Genomic DNA, 17,042 nt, shown 5'->3' on the forward strand with positions numbered 1-17,042 from the left:
GACGTCGGCGGCGGACGGGGTGTGGGGGTGGGGTGGGGGTGTTCTTGGGGGTGGGACGGTGGGTCAGGCGGGGGTGCAGGTCGGGGTGCTGACCGGGGGACTGGTTGAGGTGATGGAGCTGAGGTAGCCGGCGGTGGTCGACGCGCCCGGCGCGAGTTGGCCGTTGTAACTGGCGTTCGCGACGCTCACCTGGCTGCCCGACTGGGCGAGTGTGCCGTTCCACACCTGCGACACCGTCTGTCCACTGGCCAGCGTCCAGGTGACCCGCCAGCCGTTGAGCGTGGACGATCCGGAGTTGGTGACCGACAGCCGTCCCTCGAACCCGCCCTGCCAGGTGTTGACCACGGTGTTGGTGACCCCGCAGGACGGCCCACCCGGGCCGGTCGGCGTCGGTGTCGGCGTCGGGGTCGGAGTGGGCGTCGGGGTGGACGTCGGGGTGGGGGTTGGCGTGGGCGTGGTGCCGTTGGCCTGGAACTGCCACCAGTCGAGGTTGAACAGGGTGCCGCTGCCGCCGGTGAACCGCAGGTACAGGTCCTGGGTGCCGGTGGCGCCCGAGATCGGGCAGGAGACGGTCTGCCACGCCTGCCAACCGCCGGTGCCGGGCACCGCGCAGCTGCCCACCCGGGTGCCGGTGGGGCTACCGAGGCGCAGTTCGACGGTGCCGCCGGACGTGGCCGAGGCGACCCGCGCGGAGAACGACGTCGCGCCCGTACCGAAGCCGACGCCCTTGACCTTGATGGAGTCCCCGTTCTCGATCCACCCGACGTTCATGCCGCCCTCGCTGGCCGGCTCGGTCTCGATGCCGGAGCCCCAGGCGATGGTCTCGGCCTCCTGCCGCACGTACGGGTTCAGCGTGCCGACCTGGGGCGCGCCCGTCGTGGTCATGTTGATCGTCGGGATCGTGCCGTTGGTGTTGTAGGTGAACTTCTCCACGGCCACCGAGCGGGTGTAACCGCTGCCGCCGGGCAGCGCGCCGTTGTGATAGAAGAAGTACGATCCGCCGTTGAAGTCGATGACCCCGGGGTGGTTGGTGAAGCTCGCGCCCTGGCGGGGCATGACCGTCCCGCGATAGGTCCACGGGCCGGTCGGGCCCGTCGCGGTCGAGTAACCGATGAACTCGGAGCAGCACTCCGCCGCGAACACGTTGTAGTAGATGCCGTTGCGCTTGTAGACCCAGGGACCCTCCTCGTAGAGGGTGGGCCGGCTCGCGTTGCCCGTCCGGGTGCCGAACCCGGCGGTGGTGAGCGGGATCTTCGTGGCGCTGCCGCTGTACGAGATCATGTCCGAGTTCAGCCGGACGTACCACAGGTTCGGGTTGCCCCAGTACAGGTACGCCTGGCCGTCGTCGTCGACGAAGACCGTGGGGTCGATCTCGCCGTTGCCCACCAGGGGACGGCCGATGGCGTCCCGGAACGGTCCGGTGGGACTGTCGGCGACGGCGACGCCGATGGCCATCGAGTTGGTCGCCCGGGCGGTGACCGGCACGTACCAGTAGAACTTGCCGTTGCGGGCGACGACCTGGCCGGCCCAGGCGTTGGCGCTCGCCCAGCTGAAGGTGGCGAGGCTCAGCGGCGAGCCGTGGTCGGTCCAGTTGACCATGTCGGCCGACGACCAGACCCGCCAGTCCTTCATCGTGAAGTACGAGGAGCCGTCCTCGTCGTGGCCGGTGTAGAGGTAGACCCGTCCGTTGTGGACCAGGGGTGCCGGGTCGGCGGTGTAGATGTGCTGGACGATGGGGTTGTCCGCGCGGGCGGCCGTGGCCGGCATCAGCGTCGAGACGAGCAGCAGGCTCGTGAGCCAGGCGAGGCCGCGCCGGAGCCGGGTCCTGGTCCGTGGTGGCGGTGTGGGGTGCATCGGTACCTCCAGGGTGGGTCACGACGGGCGGGGCGGCTCGCCGCGTGCGCTGGTGGCGTGTCGCGTGTGTCGTCGCGTGTCGATCGGGGCGGCCGCGGCGGTGCCGCGGGCACGGCAGGAGGGAGTCGGTCGTCTGCCGTGGCTCCCGCGTGCGGCGGCCCGCCGCTGTCGACGGCGGTGGTCAACGTCCCTGAGGGAGGCCCGGACACCCACCAGCGGGCGTTGGTCGTGCACTGCCCCATCGATCTCGGCGGATCGGTTGGAGCGGTGAAGCGTGCCCTTCGCCTCTGCGGCCCGAGGGTAGTCTGTTATCGCTAACATTCTCAAGCGATGGATGGACCTGGATTTCGCGCGGCCTCACGGACGGGTCGGCCCAGGGGCGTACGCAGTGGTCGACAGGGCGGTCAGCGTTGCAGGCGGGTCGGGCTTCCCGGTCCGCTGCGACGCACGAGCCACGCCTCCGTGATGTGCGTGAACATCGCCTGGGCCGCGCCCTCGGGGTCGTGGGCGGCGATGCGTTCGTAGATGCGTCGGTGGCCCTGGTTCGACGCCACGTACATGGCGCGCTCGGGCTGGCCCATGTACCGCGCGGTGTTGACGACCTGGCTCTCCAGGGACCGGACGACGCCCCTGGCGATGCGGTTCCCGGACGCCTGCATGACCGTGTCGTGAAAGGCGCGGTCGTGCTCCTGGTAGGTGACGTGGTCGTCCACCAGCTCGTCCATGCGGTCCACCAGGGCGCGCAGCCGGTCGACCGTGACCGGGTCGGCGAGTCGGGCGGCCACGTTGGCCATGTCGGACTCCAGCACCCGCCGGGTGACCACCAGGTCGTCCAGTATCGCCAGGGAGTCGTCCTCGGCGATGGTCGCCGCGAGGACGAGTTCGTCGAGCATGTCCCACGCCGAGGGTGGGGTGACAAGCGTTCCGCTGCCCTGGCGGACCTGCACGAGCCCCTTCTCCTGCAGGATCTTCACCGCTTCCCGGATGACGGTCCGGCTCACCGAGAAGGTCTCGCAGAGCACCGGCTCGGGGGGTAGCGGAGTGCCCGAGGGATGCGCTCCCTGCACGATTCGGGTCACCAGCTCGGCGGTGATCGCCCGCGCCAGATTCGCCGGGCGACGCGTCCAGGTCTGCGCCGTCGCGCCGTTGACGGCCGGCCGGTTCGATGTCGTCACGTTCACCTCCGCGTAGCCGCGGGAGCGGGCCCACGAGTCCGCCCCAGTGTACGGGCAACCGTTGACGTCAGACGTCATACGAGTTACGTTCTCGTCAATCTTGCATCGACGGCCGTTCCCAGGCCACTCCCCATATGAAGGTGAGCAACGATGAAGCAACGAGCAGTGTGGTCCGCGGTCCTCGTTGCAGGGCTGGCCCTGGCAGGCTGTGGAAGTGCGACAGGTTCGGGTTCATCGTCCGGAGGCTCGGACAAGAAGCTGGTCGTCTGGGACTGGAAGTCCGGCGAGGCCAGCTCTGCCCAGTACGTGGAGAAGGCGAAGGCCGACTTCGCCAAGAAGCACAAGGACGTCGAGGTCGAGTTCGTCGCCCAGCCGTTCGAGGAGTACTACACGCTGCTCGGCGCGGCCATCCAGTCGGGCAAGGGACCTGACGTCATCCTGTTCAACGGTGGCGGCCAGATCCGCGACCGGGTCGACTCACTCCAGCCACTGGACGAGTACGTCGGCGAGGACCGGCAGCGGCTGGCCGGCTGGGAGGCGTTCGCCAAGGGCGGCAAGACCTACGCCTCTCCCGTGACGCTCCAGGGTCACCCGATCTACTACAACAAGACGCTCTACGACAAGGCCGGTCTCGACCCGGCGAAGCCCGCCACGACGTGGCAGGAGTTCGTCGCCAACTGCGCTGCCATCACCAAGGCCAGCGGCGCCAAGTGTTTCGCCCTCGGCAACAAGGAGGGCTACGGCATCCAGTTCTTCCTGTCGGCGATGGCGTCGGGTGTCCTGACCCCGCAGGAGTACGACAACTGGATCGCCGGCAAGCGTGACTGGAACTCGCCCAACGTGAAGCGGATCTTCGAGCTGTGGAAGGAGACCGGCACCGCGAAGCTGAACAACGACGGGGCGAACTCCACCGCCATGTTCAACGACGCGTTCGCTGTCTTCCAGTCCGGCAAGGCCGCGCACATCATCGGGCTCATGTCGGACATCGGGCACTGGAAGGACTTCAACGAGTTCATCACGCCGGACAAGCTCGGCGTGATGATGGCCCCGGCGGTGACCAGCGGCGCGACCCCGAGCCTGCCGTACGACGGTGGCATCGGTTACGCGGTCGCCAAGTGGACCAAGGACCCGAAGGTGGCCGCCGACCTGGTGCGCTCGCTGAGCTCCACCGAGGCGCTGAAGGCGTTCTACGCCAACGCGGGCGCGATCACCGCGGACACGACCATCGACGTGTCGGCGAGCGGGCCGGCCGTCACCACGATCGTCTCCGCGCTCAAGACCGGCAAGCCGGCGCCGCACGTGGCGCTCTCCTCGAAGTCGCTCGACCTGATGGGCCGCCTCTCGCAGCAGTTGCTCAGCGGCTCGATCAGCGTGGACGAGGTCGTGAAGCAGATGGCCGCCTCGGACACGGCGGGCTGATCTCGTGACGATCGGCAACTCGCTCCCGCCGGTCCGCTCGGCTTCGGCCGGGCGGGCCGGCGGGGTTCCGCCCTCCGTGCCGCCGCCTCGCAACCGCGCCGTCTCCCGGCGCGCCGCCGGCGGCCGTCGCGCCGAGCAACTGGCGCCCTTCGTGCTGGTCGCCCCGGCCGTCCTGATCCTCGTGCTGCTGCGGCTGTGGCCGCTGGCACTCGGCGTCAACTTCTCGTTCACCGGCGACGGCGACCGCGACGGGGCGATGGTCGGCATCGCCAACTACGTCGACCTGTTCAGCGATCCGCTGTTCCAGCAGGCGCTGCGCAACGTGGGACTGCTGGTGCTGCTCCTGCCGGTGGCGGTGGCCATCCCGGGCCTGCTCGCCACATTCATCTACCTGCGGGTACCGGGGCACCGGTTCTACCGCAGCGTCTACTTCTTCCCCGCCGTGCTGTCCCCGGTCATCGTCGGCGCGATCTTCAACCTGCTGCTCTCGTTTGACGGTCCTGTCAACGTTGTCCTGTCCACGGTGGGCATCGGACCGGTGGACTGGCTCGGTGATCCGGACGTCGCCATGTTCGCGGTCGTCGGTGTACACATGTGGGCGACCTTCGGGATGGCCCTGGTCGTCTTCCTCGCGGGTTTCGCGACCCTGGACGCCGCCCTGCTGGACGCCGCGCGGGTGGACGGAGCGTCGCTGGCACAGGTGATCTGGCACGTCATCATCCCGAGCCTGACCCGCACCATCCAGTTCGTCTTCGTGACCACGATGATCGGGATGCTGACGTCCATGTTCGGCCTGCTCTACGTCATGACCAGTGGCGGCCCGGAGGGCTCGACCTACCTGCCGGAGTACTACATCTGGATCCAGCAGGGGCGGATGAACCGCCCCGCGCTCGCATCGGCCGCGTCCACCGTCCTGTTCATCATCATGCTCGTCGTCGGGCTCCTGCAGCTCAAGCTGCTCCGACGCGCGGGAAGGGAGGACTGATGTCCCGCGTCCGACTGGGCAGATTGCTGCTCGTGATCCCGATGGGGCTCCTCGCGGCCGCGACGATCTACCCCCTCCTGTTCACGGCGAACGTCGCCATGAAGACCCGCCGGGAGTACATCCTCGACCGCTTCTCACTGGCGGACTCCCTGCGCATCGAGAACATCACCACGGCGTGGACGAGCGTCGGCATGGGCCGGTACGCCGCCAACTCGATCCTCGTGGTGGGCTGCGCGGTGTTCCTGCTGCTGCTGTTCGGGTCGATGGCCGGCTTCGCGCTGAGCCAACTGCGCTTCCGGGGCTCGACGGCGCTGTTCATCGGCTGCCTCGCGGCGCTCTTCATCCCCTTCCAGGTGATCATGGTGCCGCTGGCCCGGGTCATGGCGGACAGTGGCCTGGTCGACACGTACCCGGGGCTGATCCTCGCGTACGTCGCGCAGTTCCTGCCCTTCACGGTCTTTCTGATGACCAGCTACTACCGGACCATCCCGGTCGAGATCGTCGACGCGGCCCGGATCGACGGCAACAGCGTGTACGGCGTCTACCGGCGGATCATGCTGCCGCTGGGTGCTCCGGCGCTGCTGTCGGTCGGCATCCTCAACACGCTGTTCTGCTGGAACGACGTGCTCATCTCGCTGCTGCTGATGCCGTCGGCCGAGCACCGGACCCTCATGGTCGGGGTGACCTCGCTGCGGGGGCAGTACTCCGAGGACATTCCCACCTTCGCCTCCGGGGTGCTCATCGCCGCGATCCCCGTCCTGGCGGTCTACCTGTTCCTTCAGCGCCAGATCGCCGACGGCGTCGCCGCTGGTTCCACGAAAGGCTGACATGCGCATCACCGGGTATCGAACCCTGACGACGGTCCAGGAGTGGGGCCGACCCGTCGGCGACGCCAACGGCGTGTTCCCCGACGGCGTCACCACGGTGCCGATCACCGTCGTCGAGACCGACGAGGGGATCAACGGCATCGGCCTGGGGCCGCACGTGGAGATCGACAAGATCTTTCCGGCCATCGAGGGGGAAGATCCCCGCGCGGTGTCCACCCTGTACGACCGGATGCTGCGACAGACGTTCAAGGCCGGCCACGCGGGCCTGGTGTTCGGGACGATCGGTGCGCTGGACACCGCCCTGTGGGACATCAAGGCCCAGTTGGCCGGCGAGCCGCTGTGGCGGCTGCTCGGCGGGCGGGACCGCCGCGTTCCCGCGTACGCCTCCGGGCTGGACATCGGACTGACCGACGACGAGCTGGTCGCGGAGTACGAGATCTACGCCGGGTACGGCCTGCGGGCCGCCAAACTCAAGGGCGGTCTCGACATCGAGCGGGACCGGCACCGGCTCGGCCTGGTCCGGGAGGTCCTGACCGAGGCCGGTCACGGTCGACGGCCCGGTCTGATGCTCGACGTCAACGAGGCGTGGTCACGCAAGCAGGCCGTCCGCCACGTGGCCGAGCTGGAACGCACCCTCGATCTCATCTGGATCGAGGAGCCGGTCCGCCGTTGGGACGCCGAGGGCCTGGCGGCCGTCGGTCGGGGCGTACGGGCGTCGATCGCCACCGGTGAGAACCTCACCGGGCTGGAGCAGTACCGGCCGCTGATCGCGGCGGGCGCGGTCGACATCGTCCAGGCGGCCGCCGTCTGGGGGGTCACCCACTTCCTGCGGGTGGCGGCACTGGCCCACGCCCACGATCTGCCGGTCAGCCCCATCGGCAACATTCCACTCGGTCTCCTGCACGCCGCGACCTCCGTACCGAACCACCTGGTCAGCGAGTTGCAGGATCTGCGACCTCCGGTGGGCATTGGCCTCGACCTGCACGTCGAGGACGGCGCGTTCGTCCTCGGGGACAGCCCGGGCCTGGGTGTACGGGTGGACGAGGTGGCGATCGCGGCGGTCGGGCACCGCCCGGACGGGCCCTCCGCCGACAGCCCGAACGTCCGTCCGGAGCGGGCGGGCAAACGCCTCCTGGCCGTTGCCGAGCCGACCGTCACCGCCGCACCGGTCGGGGTCGAGGCCCTGCTCGTCGACGCGGTCCGGGCCCCGAACGACGTGGCGCCTGTGCGGCACTGAGCCGGTACGGGCCGACTCCACCACTGGACCACGATTGGTCGGATGATTACCGTGTCCGTGGCGCCGACACCGCGCACGCGGCTCCGGCCCCCTGTCACACGCACCGTACGTACCACCCACGTCGAGACGGAGCAGCAGTGAAGGCGATTGTCTACCAGGGAGCACGTGACCTGCGGGTCGAGGATCGCGCCGCGGAACCGCCGGGCCCCGGCCAGGTGCGGATCGCGGTGGCGTACACCGGGATCTGCGGTACGGACCTGCACATCTTCCACGGCGACATGGACGCCCGCGTGGGCGCGTCGGCGGTCCTCGGGCACGAGATGTCGGGACACGTCGCCGCTGTCGGCGACGGAGTGACCGACCTGCGTGTCGGACAGGCCGTCACGGTGATGCCGACCCGCGCCTGCGGGCGGTGCCCGGCGTGCCGTCGTGGCCACTCGCACGTCTGTCACGCCATGGACTTCCTCGGCATCGACTCGCCCGGCGCCATGCAGTCGTCCTGGACGGTGCCGGCCGACCTGGTGCTTCCGCTCCCCGACGACCTGCCGTTGGACCAGGCCGCGCTCGTCGAGCCGGTCGCGGTGGCCGTGCACGACGTCGGCCGGGCCGACGTGGCATCCGGTGAGCACGTGGTCGTCGTCGGCGGTGGTCCGGTGGGTGTCCTCATCGCGGCCGTCGCCCGGGAGCGCGGGGCACAGGTCCTGCTCGTCGAGCCGGACGGCTTCCGGCGCGGGGTCGCGTCGGGCATCGGGATCGAGGCGGTGGACCCGGGGCCGACCGATGTGGTGGCGCTGGTCAACGAGCGGACCGACGGCGCGGGCGCGGACGTCGCGTTCGAGGTGTCCGGCTCCGCTGCCGGCGTCGGCACGGCCGTGGACGTGCTGACCACCCGGGGCCGGCTGGTGATGGTGGCGATCCACCCGCAGCCGCGTCCGGTGAACCTGCACCGCTTCTTCTGGCGTGAGCTGCAGTTGCTGGGCGCCCGGCTGTACCAGCGCGAGGACGTCGTCGAGGCGATCCGGCTCGTGGCGGCCGGCGTCATCCCGGCCCAGGAGCTGATCTCCCGGGTGCTGCCGGTGGAGGGCGTCACGGATGCGTTCACGGCCCTGGAGTCCGGCGGCGGTGTCATGAAGGTGCTGCTCGACTGGCGGGAGGAGGCGCGATGAGCGCCCTGTTCGACCTGAGTGGCCGTACGGCCCTGGTGACCGGCGCCCGGCGGGGGATCGGTCTGGCGATGGCCGAGGCCCTGGCGTTGGCCGGCGCGGACGTCATCGGGGTCTCGGCGCAGTTGGAGCCGGAGGGCAGTGAGGTCCAGCGACGTGTCCAGGCGGCCGGTCGCCGGTTCACCGGCATCCGGACGGACCTGGGCGACCGGGCTGCGGTGTACCGGTTGGCCGAGGAGGCCGAGTCGGTGGCGCCGGTGGACATCCTGGTGAACAACGGCGGCACGATCGCTCGTGCGCCGGCCGTGGAGCATCCCGACGAGATGTGGGACCGGGTGGTGCAGGTGAATCTGTCCAGCCAGTTCGTGCTGAGCCGGGAGATCGGTCGGCGGATGGTCGACCGCGGACGCGGCAAGATCATTTTCACCGCCTCGCTGCTGAGCTTCCAGGGCGGCATCAACGTCGCGAGCTACACGGCCGCGAAGTCGGGCCTCGCCGGGCTGACCCGCGCCCTGTCCAACGAGTGGGCCGCACGCGGGGTGAACGTCAACGCGATCGCGCCCGGGTACATCGCCACCGACAACACCCAGGCGCTCCGCGACGACCCCGCGCGTAACGACGCCATCGTGGGTCGCATCCCCGCCGGTCGGTGGGGACGCGCCGACGACCTGGCCGGCGCCACCGTGTTCCTGGCCGCCGCCGCCTCGGACTACGTGCACGGCACCGTCCTGCCCGTCGACGGCGGTTGGTTGGGCCGATGACGGGGGCCACGCCGGACGGGCGTCCCGGCATCGTCGACGCGCACCACCACCTCTGGGTCCGTGCACGACACCCCCAGCCCTGGATCGACCCGGACACGATGGCGGCGATCGACAACGACTTCACCCCGGCGGATCTCGCCCCGGTGGCGCGGGCCGCCGGCGTCACGGAGACCGTCGTCGTGCAGTCGATCGCCTCCGTGGCGGAGACCGAACACCTGCTGGGCATCGCCGCCGACGACCCCCTCATCGGCGGAGTCGTCGGCTGGGTCAACCTCACCGCCGACGACATCGACGAGCGCCTCGACCGGCTCCGCGCCGCACGGGGAGGGGAGCGGTTGGTCGCCATCCGCCACCTCGTCCAGTCCGAGCCCGACCCGGCGTACCTCGACCGGCGTGACGTCCGGCGGGGCATCGCGGCCGTCGGCGCCGCCGGCCTCGCCTACGACCTGCTGGTCCGCGACCACCAGCTCCCGGCGGCCACCCGCCTCGTCCGGGACCTGCCCGAGGTGTCGTTCGTCCTGGACCACCTCGCCAAGCCGTCGCTCGGCACGGGTGACCTCGGCGACTGGCCCGCCAACCTGCGGGCGCTCGCCGCCGGGGAGAACGTCACCGCGAAGCTCTCCGGCCTGGTGACCGAAGTGGACGGTCCAACCTGGTCGGTGTCCGACCTGCGCCCGGCCGTCGACCACGCGCTCGACGCGTTCGGCCCGCACCGGCTCATGTTCGGCTCCGACTGGCCGGTGTGTCTGCTCGCCAGCTCGTACAGCCGGTGGGTCGGCGTGCTCGCCGAGCTGCTGGAACCGCTCGGCGACGGGGAACAGGCGGCGATCTGGCGGGAAACCGCCGTCCGCGCGTACGGGTTGGGGGAGCCGTGACGGGCCGGGCGTTGCCCCGGCGTCCGGCGGTGCGGCTCACCACGCTGGGCTTCGGCGCCGCGCAGGGCGGCAACCTGTACCGGGCGACGTCGGACGACGAGTTCGCCGCCGCCGTCGACACCGCCTGGGACGCCGGTATCCGCTACTTCGACACCGCTCCGCACTACGGTCTCGGCCGGTCCGAGCGGCGGCTGGGAGCCGCGCTGCGGTCCCGGCCCCGCGCCGAGTACGTGGTGTCGACGAAGGTCGGGCGGTTGCTCGTACCGTCGCCGGAGAGCGCGGGGGAGCGCGATCCGGAGGGGTTCGACGTGCCGGCCGACCACCGGCGCGTCTGGGACTTCAGCCGCGACGGCGTGCTCCGGTCGTTGGAGGCCAGCCTGGAGCGCACCGGTCTGGACCGTGTGGACGTGGTGTACCTGCACGACCCGGACGACCACTGGGAGCAGGCGGCGACCGAGGCGGTGCCCGCACTGGTCGAGCTGCGCGACCAGGGGGTCGTCGGCGCGATCGGGGCCGGCATGAACCAGTCGGCGATGCTGGCCCGGTTCGTGCAGGAGACCGACATCGACGTGGTGATGTGCGCCGGCCGGTACACCCTCCTCGAACAGGGCGCGGCCGACGACCTGCTGCCGGCGGCGCAGGCCGCGGGGGTGGGCGTGGTGATCGCCGGCGTCTACAACTCCGGGCTGCTGGCCCGCGACCAGCCACCCGCCGACGCGACCTACAACTACCAGCAGGCGCCGCCCGAGGTGATCGAGCGGGCCCGGCGGATCGCGACGGTCTGCCAGGAGTACGGCGTCACGCTGCCCCAGGCGGCGTTGGCGTTCGTCCGCCGGCACCCGGTCGTGGTCTCGACGGTGGTCGGCCTGCGCGACGAGGCCCAGGTGACCGAGACCCTGCGCCGCTTCGACGCGGACGTCCCGGAGCAGCTCTGGGTGGCGCTGCGCGACGCCGGACTGCTCCGGTGACGGCACGCCGCTGAACAAGCCGGAGCGCCGGCCACCCGTCGTCAGGAGCGGGTGGCCGGCGCTTCGTCCGCGCTTCGGTCCGGTGGTCAGACCTGGGTGAACCGCCACTGCTGGTTGGCGGCGCTGTGGCAGCCCCACTGCAGCAGTCGGGCCCCGTCGGCGGTCGAGGCGCCGTTGACGTCCAGGCAGAGCCCGCTCAGCGCGCTCTTGACCGTGTAGATCCCGGTCGTGCCGGTCGACGTCACGGTGAACTTCTGTTGGTTGGAGTTGTTGCAGGTGGTGTGTTGCAGGAAGGCGCCCTGCGCGGTCGAGCCTCCGACGACGTCGAGGCACTTACCGCTGTGCACCGCCTTGAGGTAGACGGCGCCGTTGCCGGCGTCCACCGCCTGCCACTTCTGGTTGTTGCCTCCGGTGGCCGCCCACTGCACGACCTGTGCGCCGTCGGCGGTGGAGACGCCGCTGACGTCCATCAGCTTGCCGCTGTGCTGGGCCGTCAGGGTCCAGGTCTTCCCGGCCACGCCGGTGCCGGTGCCGGGAACGCCCACGCCGTCGCCGCCGAAGGTGAACGCGTCCAGGTCGAACCAGTTGGACGTGCTGCCCTTGAACACCATGTAGAGCGTGTGCGTTCCGGACAGGGCCGCGACACTCACCGCCGCCGTGGACTGGTAGTTGTCCCAGCCGCCGGTGCTCGGCACGGTCGTAGTGGCCAGCAGGGTGCCGGTCGGCGAGTCGGCCCGCAGCTCGATGGAACCGCCGCCGCTGGGCGACGACAGCCGGTAGCTGACGGTGCTGATGCCCGACAGGCTCATCGGGTTGAACGCCACCCAGTCGTTGTTGGAGATGTCGCCGACGCGCTTACCGCTCTCGGCGGCGCTCTGGTCGACGACCCGGACCCCAGACTGGCTGCTGAAGTACTCGGCCTGCTTGTGCTTCGGTTGCAGGATCGCCTGCGCGTAGCCGGTCAGCGGCGAGCCGCCACCCGAGCCGCCGTTGTCGGTGTAGCGGGCGTTGAGCACGTAGTACAGGTTGGCGCCTTCGGGGTGACCACCGAGCAGGTCGGTGGAGATGGTCCCCGAACAGCCCGGGTACTCGGTGGTCTCGTGGGCGTGGTCGTCGTGGCCGAGGGCCGGGTTGACCAACACCTTCGTGCAGTCGATGGCCGCGCCGCCGGGGTCGGAGACACTGACCGTGTACGAGACCTTGTCGCCGAAGTTCAGCATGCCGCCGTTGGGCGGCACGTTGATGGTGACCACCGGGGCGGTGTTGCCGACGGTGATCTGTACGTTGGCGAAGCCGGTCTTGCCGGTGTTGTCGGTGACCTTCAGCTGTGCGGTGTAGTCGCCGTTGGCCGTGTAGGTGTGTGCCGGGTTGGCTGCCGTGGACGTACCACCGTCACCGAAGGTCCACTGGTAGCTGAGGGTGTTGCCAGGGTCCGGGTCGGTCGTGCCGGCGCTGCTGAACTGGACGGTCAGCGGGGCGCTGCCGCTGGTCGGCGTACCGACGGCCTTCGCGATCGGTGACCGGCCGCCCTGGATGTAGTCGATGCGGTAGAGACCGGAGTCGTTGTTGCCACCGCCGAAGTTCGATCCCCATTCGAGCAGGTACAGCGAGCCGTCGGGGCCGAACTCCATGTCCATCGGCTTGTTGAAGTTGCCGCCGGGCAGGAACGGGTTGGTCCGGGTGACCGCCGTCGAAGAGTCGAAGTGGACCTCCTTGACATAGTTGCGCGCCCACTCGTAGAAGAAGTGCACGCCGTCGTAGTACGGCGGGAACTTCGTCGCCGACGGGTTGTTCGCGTCGTACCGGTACACCGGACCGCCCATCGGCGCCGACCCGCCGGAGCCCAGCTCGGGGAAGGTCGTCGAGGCCGGGTAGCCGTACCAGATGTTCGGCGAGACGATCGGCTTGAGGTTGACCAGGCCGGTGTTGTTGGGCGAGTTGTTGACCGGCGCGTTGCAGTTGAACTTCGACCCGACGACACCCGTGTCCGGGTTGAACGGCGCGTACGGCTGGTTGTTGCCGTGGCAGAACGGCCAGCCGTAGTTACCGGCTGCCTTGATCACGTTCAGCTCGACGAGACCCTCCGGGCCGCGGTTGGTCGTCGGCGGGTTGCGGTCGGGGCCGTAGTCGGCCAGGTAGACCCAGCCCGTTGCCGGGTCGATCGAGAAGCGGAAGGGGTTGCGGAAGCCCATGGCGTACACCTCGGGCTTGGTCTGCGCCGTGCCCTGGGGGTAGAGGTTGCCGGACGGGATGGTGTACCCGCCGCTGGCCGAGGGCGTGATGCGCAGCAGCTTGCCGCGCAGGTCGTTGGTGTTGCCGGCGGACCGGGCGGCGTCCAGGTTGGCCTTGCCGGACCGCCAGTCCAGCGGGGCGTAGCCCTGCCAGTTGGGGTCGAGGTTGGGTGGCGTGTCGTCGCCGGTGCCGATGTAGAGGTTGCCATCCGGCCCGAACTCGATGTAGCCGCCGGTGTGGCCGGGCTCCGCGAAGGTCCGGTCCCGGTACGCCGGGATGTCGATGATCCGCGCCTCGGTGGACAGGTTGAGCGTGTCACCGGAGAGCGTGTAGCGGGAGACCCGGTTGACGTCGGTCGAGCTGCTCGACGGGGAGTGGTACAGGTAGACGTACCCGTTGCTGGCGAACGCCGGGTCTATCGCGACGCCGGTCAGGCCGTCCTCACCGCCGGTGTAGACGCTCAGCGTGGCGGCGGTGACGGTGCTGTTGGTGCTCGGCTTGAAGATCTTGACCTGGCCGCCGCGCTGGACGTACAGCACGCGGCGGTCGGGCAGCACGGCCATCGCCATCGGGTCGGCGGTGTTGTCGTCCAGCGTGCGCTTCTCGAAGTTGCCCCAGACGGTGCCGCCGCAGTCACCGGGCACGTTGCCGGCGGCCCACTTGATGCCTCCCAGGACGTGGTTGCGGAAGTAGGTCTCGCTGTACGACTCGCTGGCGTGGCCCATCGCGGTGGCCCACACGCGTCCTCCGCCGGTGTTGCGGCACCACGAGATCGGGTGGTCCGGGCCCATCGCCCGCGAACCCGGGTTGTACGTGCGCTCGTCGGCGGTCACCAGGACGTGTACGTTGCCGCGCGGGTTGGAGTCGAAGTTGTACCACTCCTCGCTGCGGCTCCAGCGGTCCGGCAGGCCGACCGTCGACGGGTGCTGCTTGTCGGCGACGATGGCGGTGCCGGCGAGCACTCCGGGGGAGTGCTCGGGCATGTGGGCTCCGCCGTTCATCATCTGGTCCCACCACGGGTACTCAGACTCGATGCCCATGTCGGTGGCGTTGTGCACACCGACGATGCCCTTGCCGCTGGCGAGGTAGCCCTCGATGGCCTGCCGCTGCGAGGCCGAGGTCCAGACCATGCCGGAGGTCTGGAGCATGATGACGACGTCGAAGGTGGCGAGGTTGGAGGCCGTGAAGACGCTCGCGTCCTCGGTCTGCACCACCTCGAAGTTGTTGGCGGTAGCCTGCTGCTGGATCATCGAGATCCCGGCGGGGATCGAGTCGTGCCGGTAGCCGGCGGTCTTCGTGAACAACAGGGCGCGGAAGGCCGGGGCGGCCGACGCCGGCGGGGCCAGGCCGAGGGCCACCAACAGGCCGACGATCAGTCCGATGATCATTGTGGGGCGACGCATGCCGTCTCCTAGGTCTGGGCGGGCAACTCCGATTGCGAGCACGGGCCGCCAGCGCGTCAGGTCGTGCCTGGGCGCGCGGGAGCCACGAGTGTGCTGGTCGCGGTCGTCGTGCCGTCCGCCGAAACGGCAGTCAGCCCCGCTGGATGTCACACAGCGTGATGTGGGCTGTGATCTCGTCCATGGTCTGCGAGGTCAGGATGAGCCATTCATCAACAAGTGTCAATGAAACGTCGAGCGTCGGATGTTACCCCTCGGTAGGGGTGCTCGGGCCTGACTCGTCCGTGTCGACACTCGCGCCGATCGAGTGCCGGGCCTGGCAGTCGCCGCAGATGGAGGATTGCGGACCCGCATCCAAACATCTATCTTCATACGTGTGATGTTTCCTCGATGTCAAGGAAATGTTTGCACCATAAAAACGCAAGTTCCGCAGCAGCCTGCGAAAGTGCGTCGATCAGCGCGTCGAACGGCCTACCGGCCGCTGTGCTGTTCCCGTCGATGACTACTATCTGTAAGGGCTATCGGGATGTCAGACCCACCACCGGCACCGCTGCTGGCCCTACGGGGCATCGGCAAGTCCTTCCTCGGTGTCCGCGTCCTCGATGCTGTCGACCTCGACGTCGCACCGGGTGAGGTGCACGCCGTCGTCGGCGAGAACGGCGCCGGGAAGTCGACGCTCATGAAGATCGTCTCCGGTGGGTACGCCCCGGACGAGGGTGCCATCGAGTTCGCCGGCCAACCGCGCTCGTTCCACGGCCCCCGCGACGCACAGCGGGCCGGCGTCGGCATCATCCACCAGGAGTTCAACCTCCTGCCCGAGCGCACCGTCGCGGAGAACGTCTACCTGGGTCACGAGCCGGTCCGGCGCGGCCTGGTCGACCGTCGCGCGATGCTCGACCGCACCCGCGAACTCCTCGCCTCGATCGGCGAGACCGCGTTGCCGGCCGACGCCCGGGTCGGGCGGCTGGGCGTCGCCCAGCAACAGGTCGTCGAGATCGCCAAGGCGCTCGCCCTGGATGCACGACTGCTCATCATGGACGAGCCGACCGCGGCACTGGCGGATCAAGAGGTGGAACTGCTCTACGGGCTGGTACGCCGGCTCCAGGAGCGCGGCATCGCTCTGCTCTACGTCTCGCACCGGCTCACCGAGGTCTTCGACCTGTCCAGCCGGATCACGGTGCTCAAGGATGGTCGTCGCGTGACCACCGTGTACACCGTGCAGACCAACGCCGACGAGTTGGTGCGGCACATGGTCGGCCGTGAGCTGTCCAGCTACTACCCCGACCGGGCCGGCCCCGACGACCGCGGGCCGGTACGGCTGACCGTGCGCGGCGGCGGCAACCGCAAGCTGCGCGACGTGAACCTCGAACTGCGCGCCGGCGAGGTCCTCGGCGTGGGCGGCCTGCAGGGCTCTGGACGGTCCGCGTTGGCCCGTGCGCTCTTCGGCGTGGCGCCGTTCACGACCGGCGACGTCGAGCTCGACGGTAGGCCGGTACGGCTGCGCTCACCGCGCGCCGCGATGCGGGCCGGCATCGCGTACGTCACCGAGGACCGCAAGGGTGAGGGCATCGTGGCGCGGCAGTCGGTGCTCGACAACGCGCTGCTCGCCAGCCGGGCCGTCTTCGCGGCACGGTCCGGCCGTGCCGCCCGCACCGCACGGGTACGCGAGCTGCTCGCCGCCGTGGAGGTCCGCGCCGCCGGCGACGACCAGGAGATCCGCTTCCTCTCCGGGGGCAACCAGCAGAAGGTCGTCCTGGCCCGGTGGCTCGCGCTGAAGCCACGGATCCTGATTTTCGACGAGCCGACCCGGGGCATCGACGTGGGCGCGAAGTCCGCCATCCACGATCTGGTCCGCCGCCTCGCCAGCGACGGCGCGGCCGTCCTGATGATCTCGTCCGAACTGCCGGAGCTGCTCGGCATGAGCGACCGGATCGTCGTCCTGCGCGACGGCCGGATCGCGGGCGAGCTGCCCGCCGGCGCGACCGAGGAGGACGTTGTCGCCCTGGCGGTCGGCACCGTCCGAGAGGTCGTCTTGTGAGCGCGAGGAGTGAGCCGGTTTTGCGAGCCCCGGAGTCGCGAACGAAAGGTGGCTCAGCGTGAGCGCGAGGAGTGAGCCGGTTTTGCGAGCCCCGGAGTCGCGAACGAA

At 69.8% G+C, this 17,042-nt stretch carries 12 protein-coding genes; 9 read left to right on the forward strand and 3 right to left on the reverse strand.

The features are described 5' to 3' along the window. Nucleotides 1-63: 63 nt before the first annotated feature. Together ACGFH9_RS06410 and ACGFH9_RS06415 are read right to left on the reverse strand one after the other, a co-directional pair. Entirely contained in the window at nucleotides 64-1,854 is a 1,791-nt protein-coding gene (locus ACGFH9_RS06410) for a family 43 glycosylhydrolase (RefSeq protein WP_393216189.1), read from the reverse strand. A 404-nt stretch (nucleotides 1,855-2,258) separates the two neighbouring features. After that, nucleotides 2,259-3,029 (reverse strand): FadR/GntR family transcriptional regulator, encoded by a 771-nt coding sequence (locus ACGFH9_RS06415; RefSeq protein ID WP_393216192.1) that lies wholly within the window; start codon nucleotides 3,027-3,029, stop codon nucleotides 2,259-2,261. A gap of 150 nt (nucleotides 3,030-3,179) precedes the next feature. Between ACGFH9_RS06415 and ACGFH9_RS06420 the strand changes: the two genes are divergently transcribed. From ACGFH9_RS06420 to ACGFH9_RS06455, 8 genes are all read left to right on the forward strand, one after another. Next, entirely contained in the window at nucleotides 3,180-4,448 is a 1,269-nt protein-coding gene (locus ACGFH9_RS06420) for an ABC transporter substrate-binding protein (RefSeq protein WP_393216195.1), read from the forward strand. Nucleotides 4,449-4,452: 4 nt separating this feature from the next. Beyond that, nucleotides 4,453-5,433, forward strand: a complete 981-nt coding sequence (locus ACGFH9_RS06425) for a carbohydrate ABC transporter permease (RefSeq protein WP_393216198.1) — start codon at nucleotides 4,453-4,455, stop codon at nucleotides 5,431-5,433. Further along, nucleotides 5,433-6,260 carry a carbohydrate ABC transporter permease gene (locus ACGFH9_RS06430; protein ID WP_393216201.1) on the forward strand — a complete coding sequence of 276 codons (828 nt, stop codon included), beginning with the start codon at nucleotides 5,433-5,435 and terminating at the stop codon, nucleotides 6,258-6,260. The genes ACGFH9_RS06425 and ACGFH9_RS06430 overlap by 1 nt, the downstream gene beginning before the upstream one ends. Before the next feature lies 1 nt (nucleotide 6,261). After that, nucleotides 6,262-7,497, forward strand: coding sequence for a mandelate racemase/muconate lactonizing enzyme family protein (locus tag ACGFH9_RS06435; RefSeq protein ID WP_393216204.1), 1,236 nt, complete (start codon nucleotides 6,262-6,264; stop codon nucleotides 7,495-7,497). Nucleotides 7,498-7,634: 137 nt separating this feature from the next. Continuing rightward, nucleotides 7,635-8,663 carry an alcohol dehydrogenase catalytic domain-containing protein gene (locus ACGFH9_RS06440; RefSeq protein ID WP_355241050.1) on the forward strand — a complete coding sequence of 343 codons (1,029 nt, stop codon included), beginning with the start codon at nucleotides 7,635-7,637 and terminating at the stop codon, nucleotides 8,661-8,663. After that, on the forward strand, nucleotides 8,660-9,421 hold the full coding sequence (locus ACGFH9_RS06445; protein ID WP_393216207.1) for an SDR family NAD(P)-dependent oxidoreductase: 762 nt from the start codon (nucleotides 8,660-8,662) through the stop codon (nucleotides 9,419-9,421). The genes ACGFH9_RS06440 and ACGFH9_RS06445 overlap by 4 nt, the downstream gene beginning before the upstream one ends. Further along, complete coding sequence (locus ACGFH9_RS06450) at nucleotides 9,418-10,296, forward strand: amidohydrolase family protein (protein ID WP_393216210.1); 879 nt, start codon at nucleotides 9,418-9,420, stop codon at nucleotides 10,294-10,296. The genes ACGFH9_RS06445 and ACGFH9_RS06450 overlap by 4 nt, the downstream gene beginning before the upstream one ends. Next, entirely contained in the window at nucleotides 10,293-11,264 is a 972-nt protein-coding gene (locus ACGFH9_RS06455) for an aldo/keto reductase (protein ID WP_393216213.1), read from the forward strand. The genes ACGFH9_RS06450 and ACGFH9_RS06455 overlap by 4 nt, the downstream gene beginning before the upstream one ends. Nucleotides 11,265-11,350: 86 nt before the next feature. Here the strand turns inward: ACGFH9_RS06455 and ACGFH9_RS06460 are convergent, their stop codons facing one another. Then, nucleotides 11,351-14,899, reverse strand: a complete 3,549-nt coding sequence (locus tag ACGFH9_RS06460; RefSeq protein WP_393216216.1) for a ThuA domain-containing protein — start codon at nucleotides 14,897-14,899, stop codon at nucleotides 11,351-11,353. Nucleotides 14,900-15,422: 523 nt separating this feature from the next. On the opposite strand from ACGFH9_RS06460, the gene ACGFH9_RS06465 reads away from it, so the two are divergent. Then, complete coding sequence (locus ACGFH9_RS06465) at nucleotides 15,423-16,934, forward strand: sugar ABC transporter ATP-binding protein (protein WP_393216219.1); 1,512 nt, start codon at nucleotides 15,423-15,425, stop codon at nucleotides 16,932-16,934. Nucleotides 16,935-17,042: the final 108 nt, after the last annotated feature.

Origin of the sequence: Micromonospora sp. NPDC049102, assembly GCF_043197485.1 — a bacterium.
Lineage (GTDB): Bacteria > Actinomycetota > Actinomycetes > Mycobacteriales > Micromonosporaceae > Micromonospora.

Coding starts and splice junctions, on each gene's coding strand:
- ACGFH9_RS06465 (WP_393216219.1), top strand. CDS start 15,423: ATGTCAGACCCACCACCGGCACCGCTGCTGGCCCTACGGGGCATCGGC.
- ACGFH9_RS06430 (WP_393216201.1), top strand. CDS start 5,433: ATGTCCCGCGTCCGACTGGGCAGATTGCTGCTCGTGATCCCGATGGGG.
- ACGFH9_RS06450 (WP_393216210.1), top strand. CDS start 9,418: ATGACGGGGGCCACGCCGGACGGGCGTCCCGGCATCGTCGACGCGCAC.
- ACGFH9_RS06445 (WP_393216207.1), top strand. CDS start 8,660: ATGAGCGCCCTGTTCGACCTGAGTGGCCGTACGGCCCTGGTGACCGGC.
- ACGFH9_RS06460 (WP_393216216.1), bottom strand. CDS start 14,899: ATGCGTCGCCCCACAATGATCATCGGACTGATCGTCGGCCTGTTGGTG.
- ACGFH9_RS06420 (WP_393216195.1), top strand. CDS start 3,180: ATGAAGCAACGAGCAGTGTGGTCCGCGGTCCTCGTTGCAGGGCTGGCC.
- ACGFH9_RS06410 (WP_393216189.1), bottom strand. CDS start 1,854: ATGCACCCCACACCGCCACCACGGACCAGGACCCGGCTCCGGCGCGGC.
- ACGFH9_RS06435 (WP_393216204.1), top strand. CDS start 6,262: ATGCGCATCACCGGGTATCGAACCCTGACGACGGTCCAGGAGTGGGGC.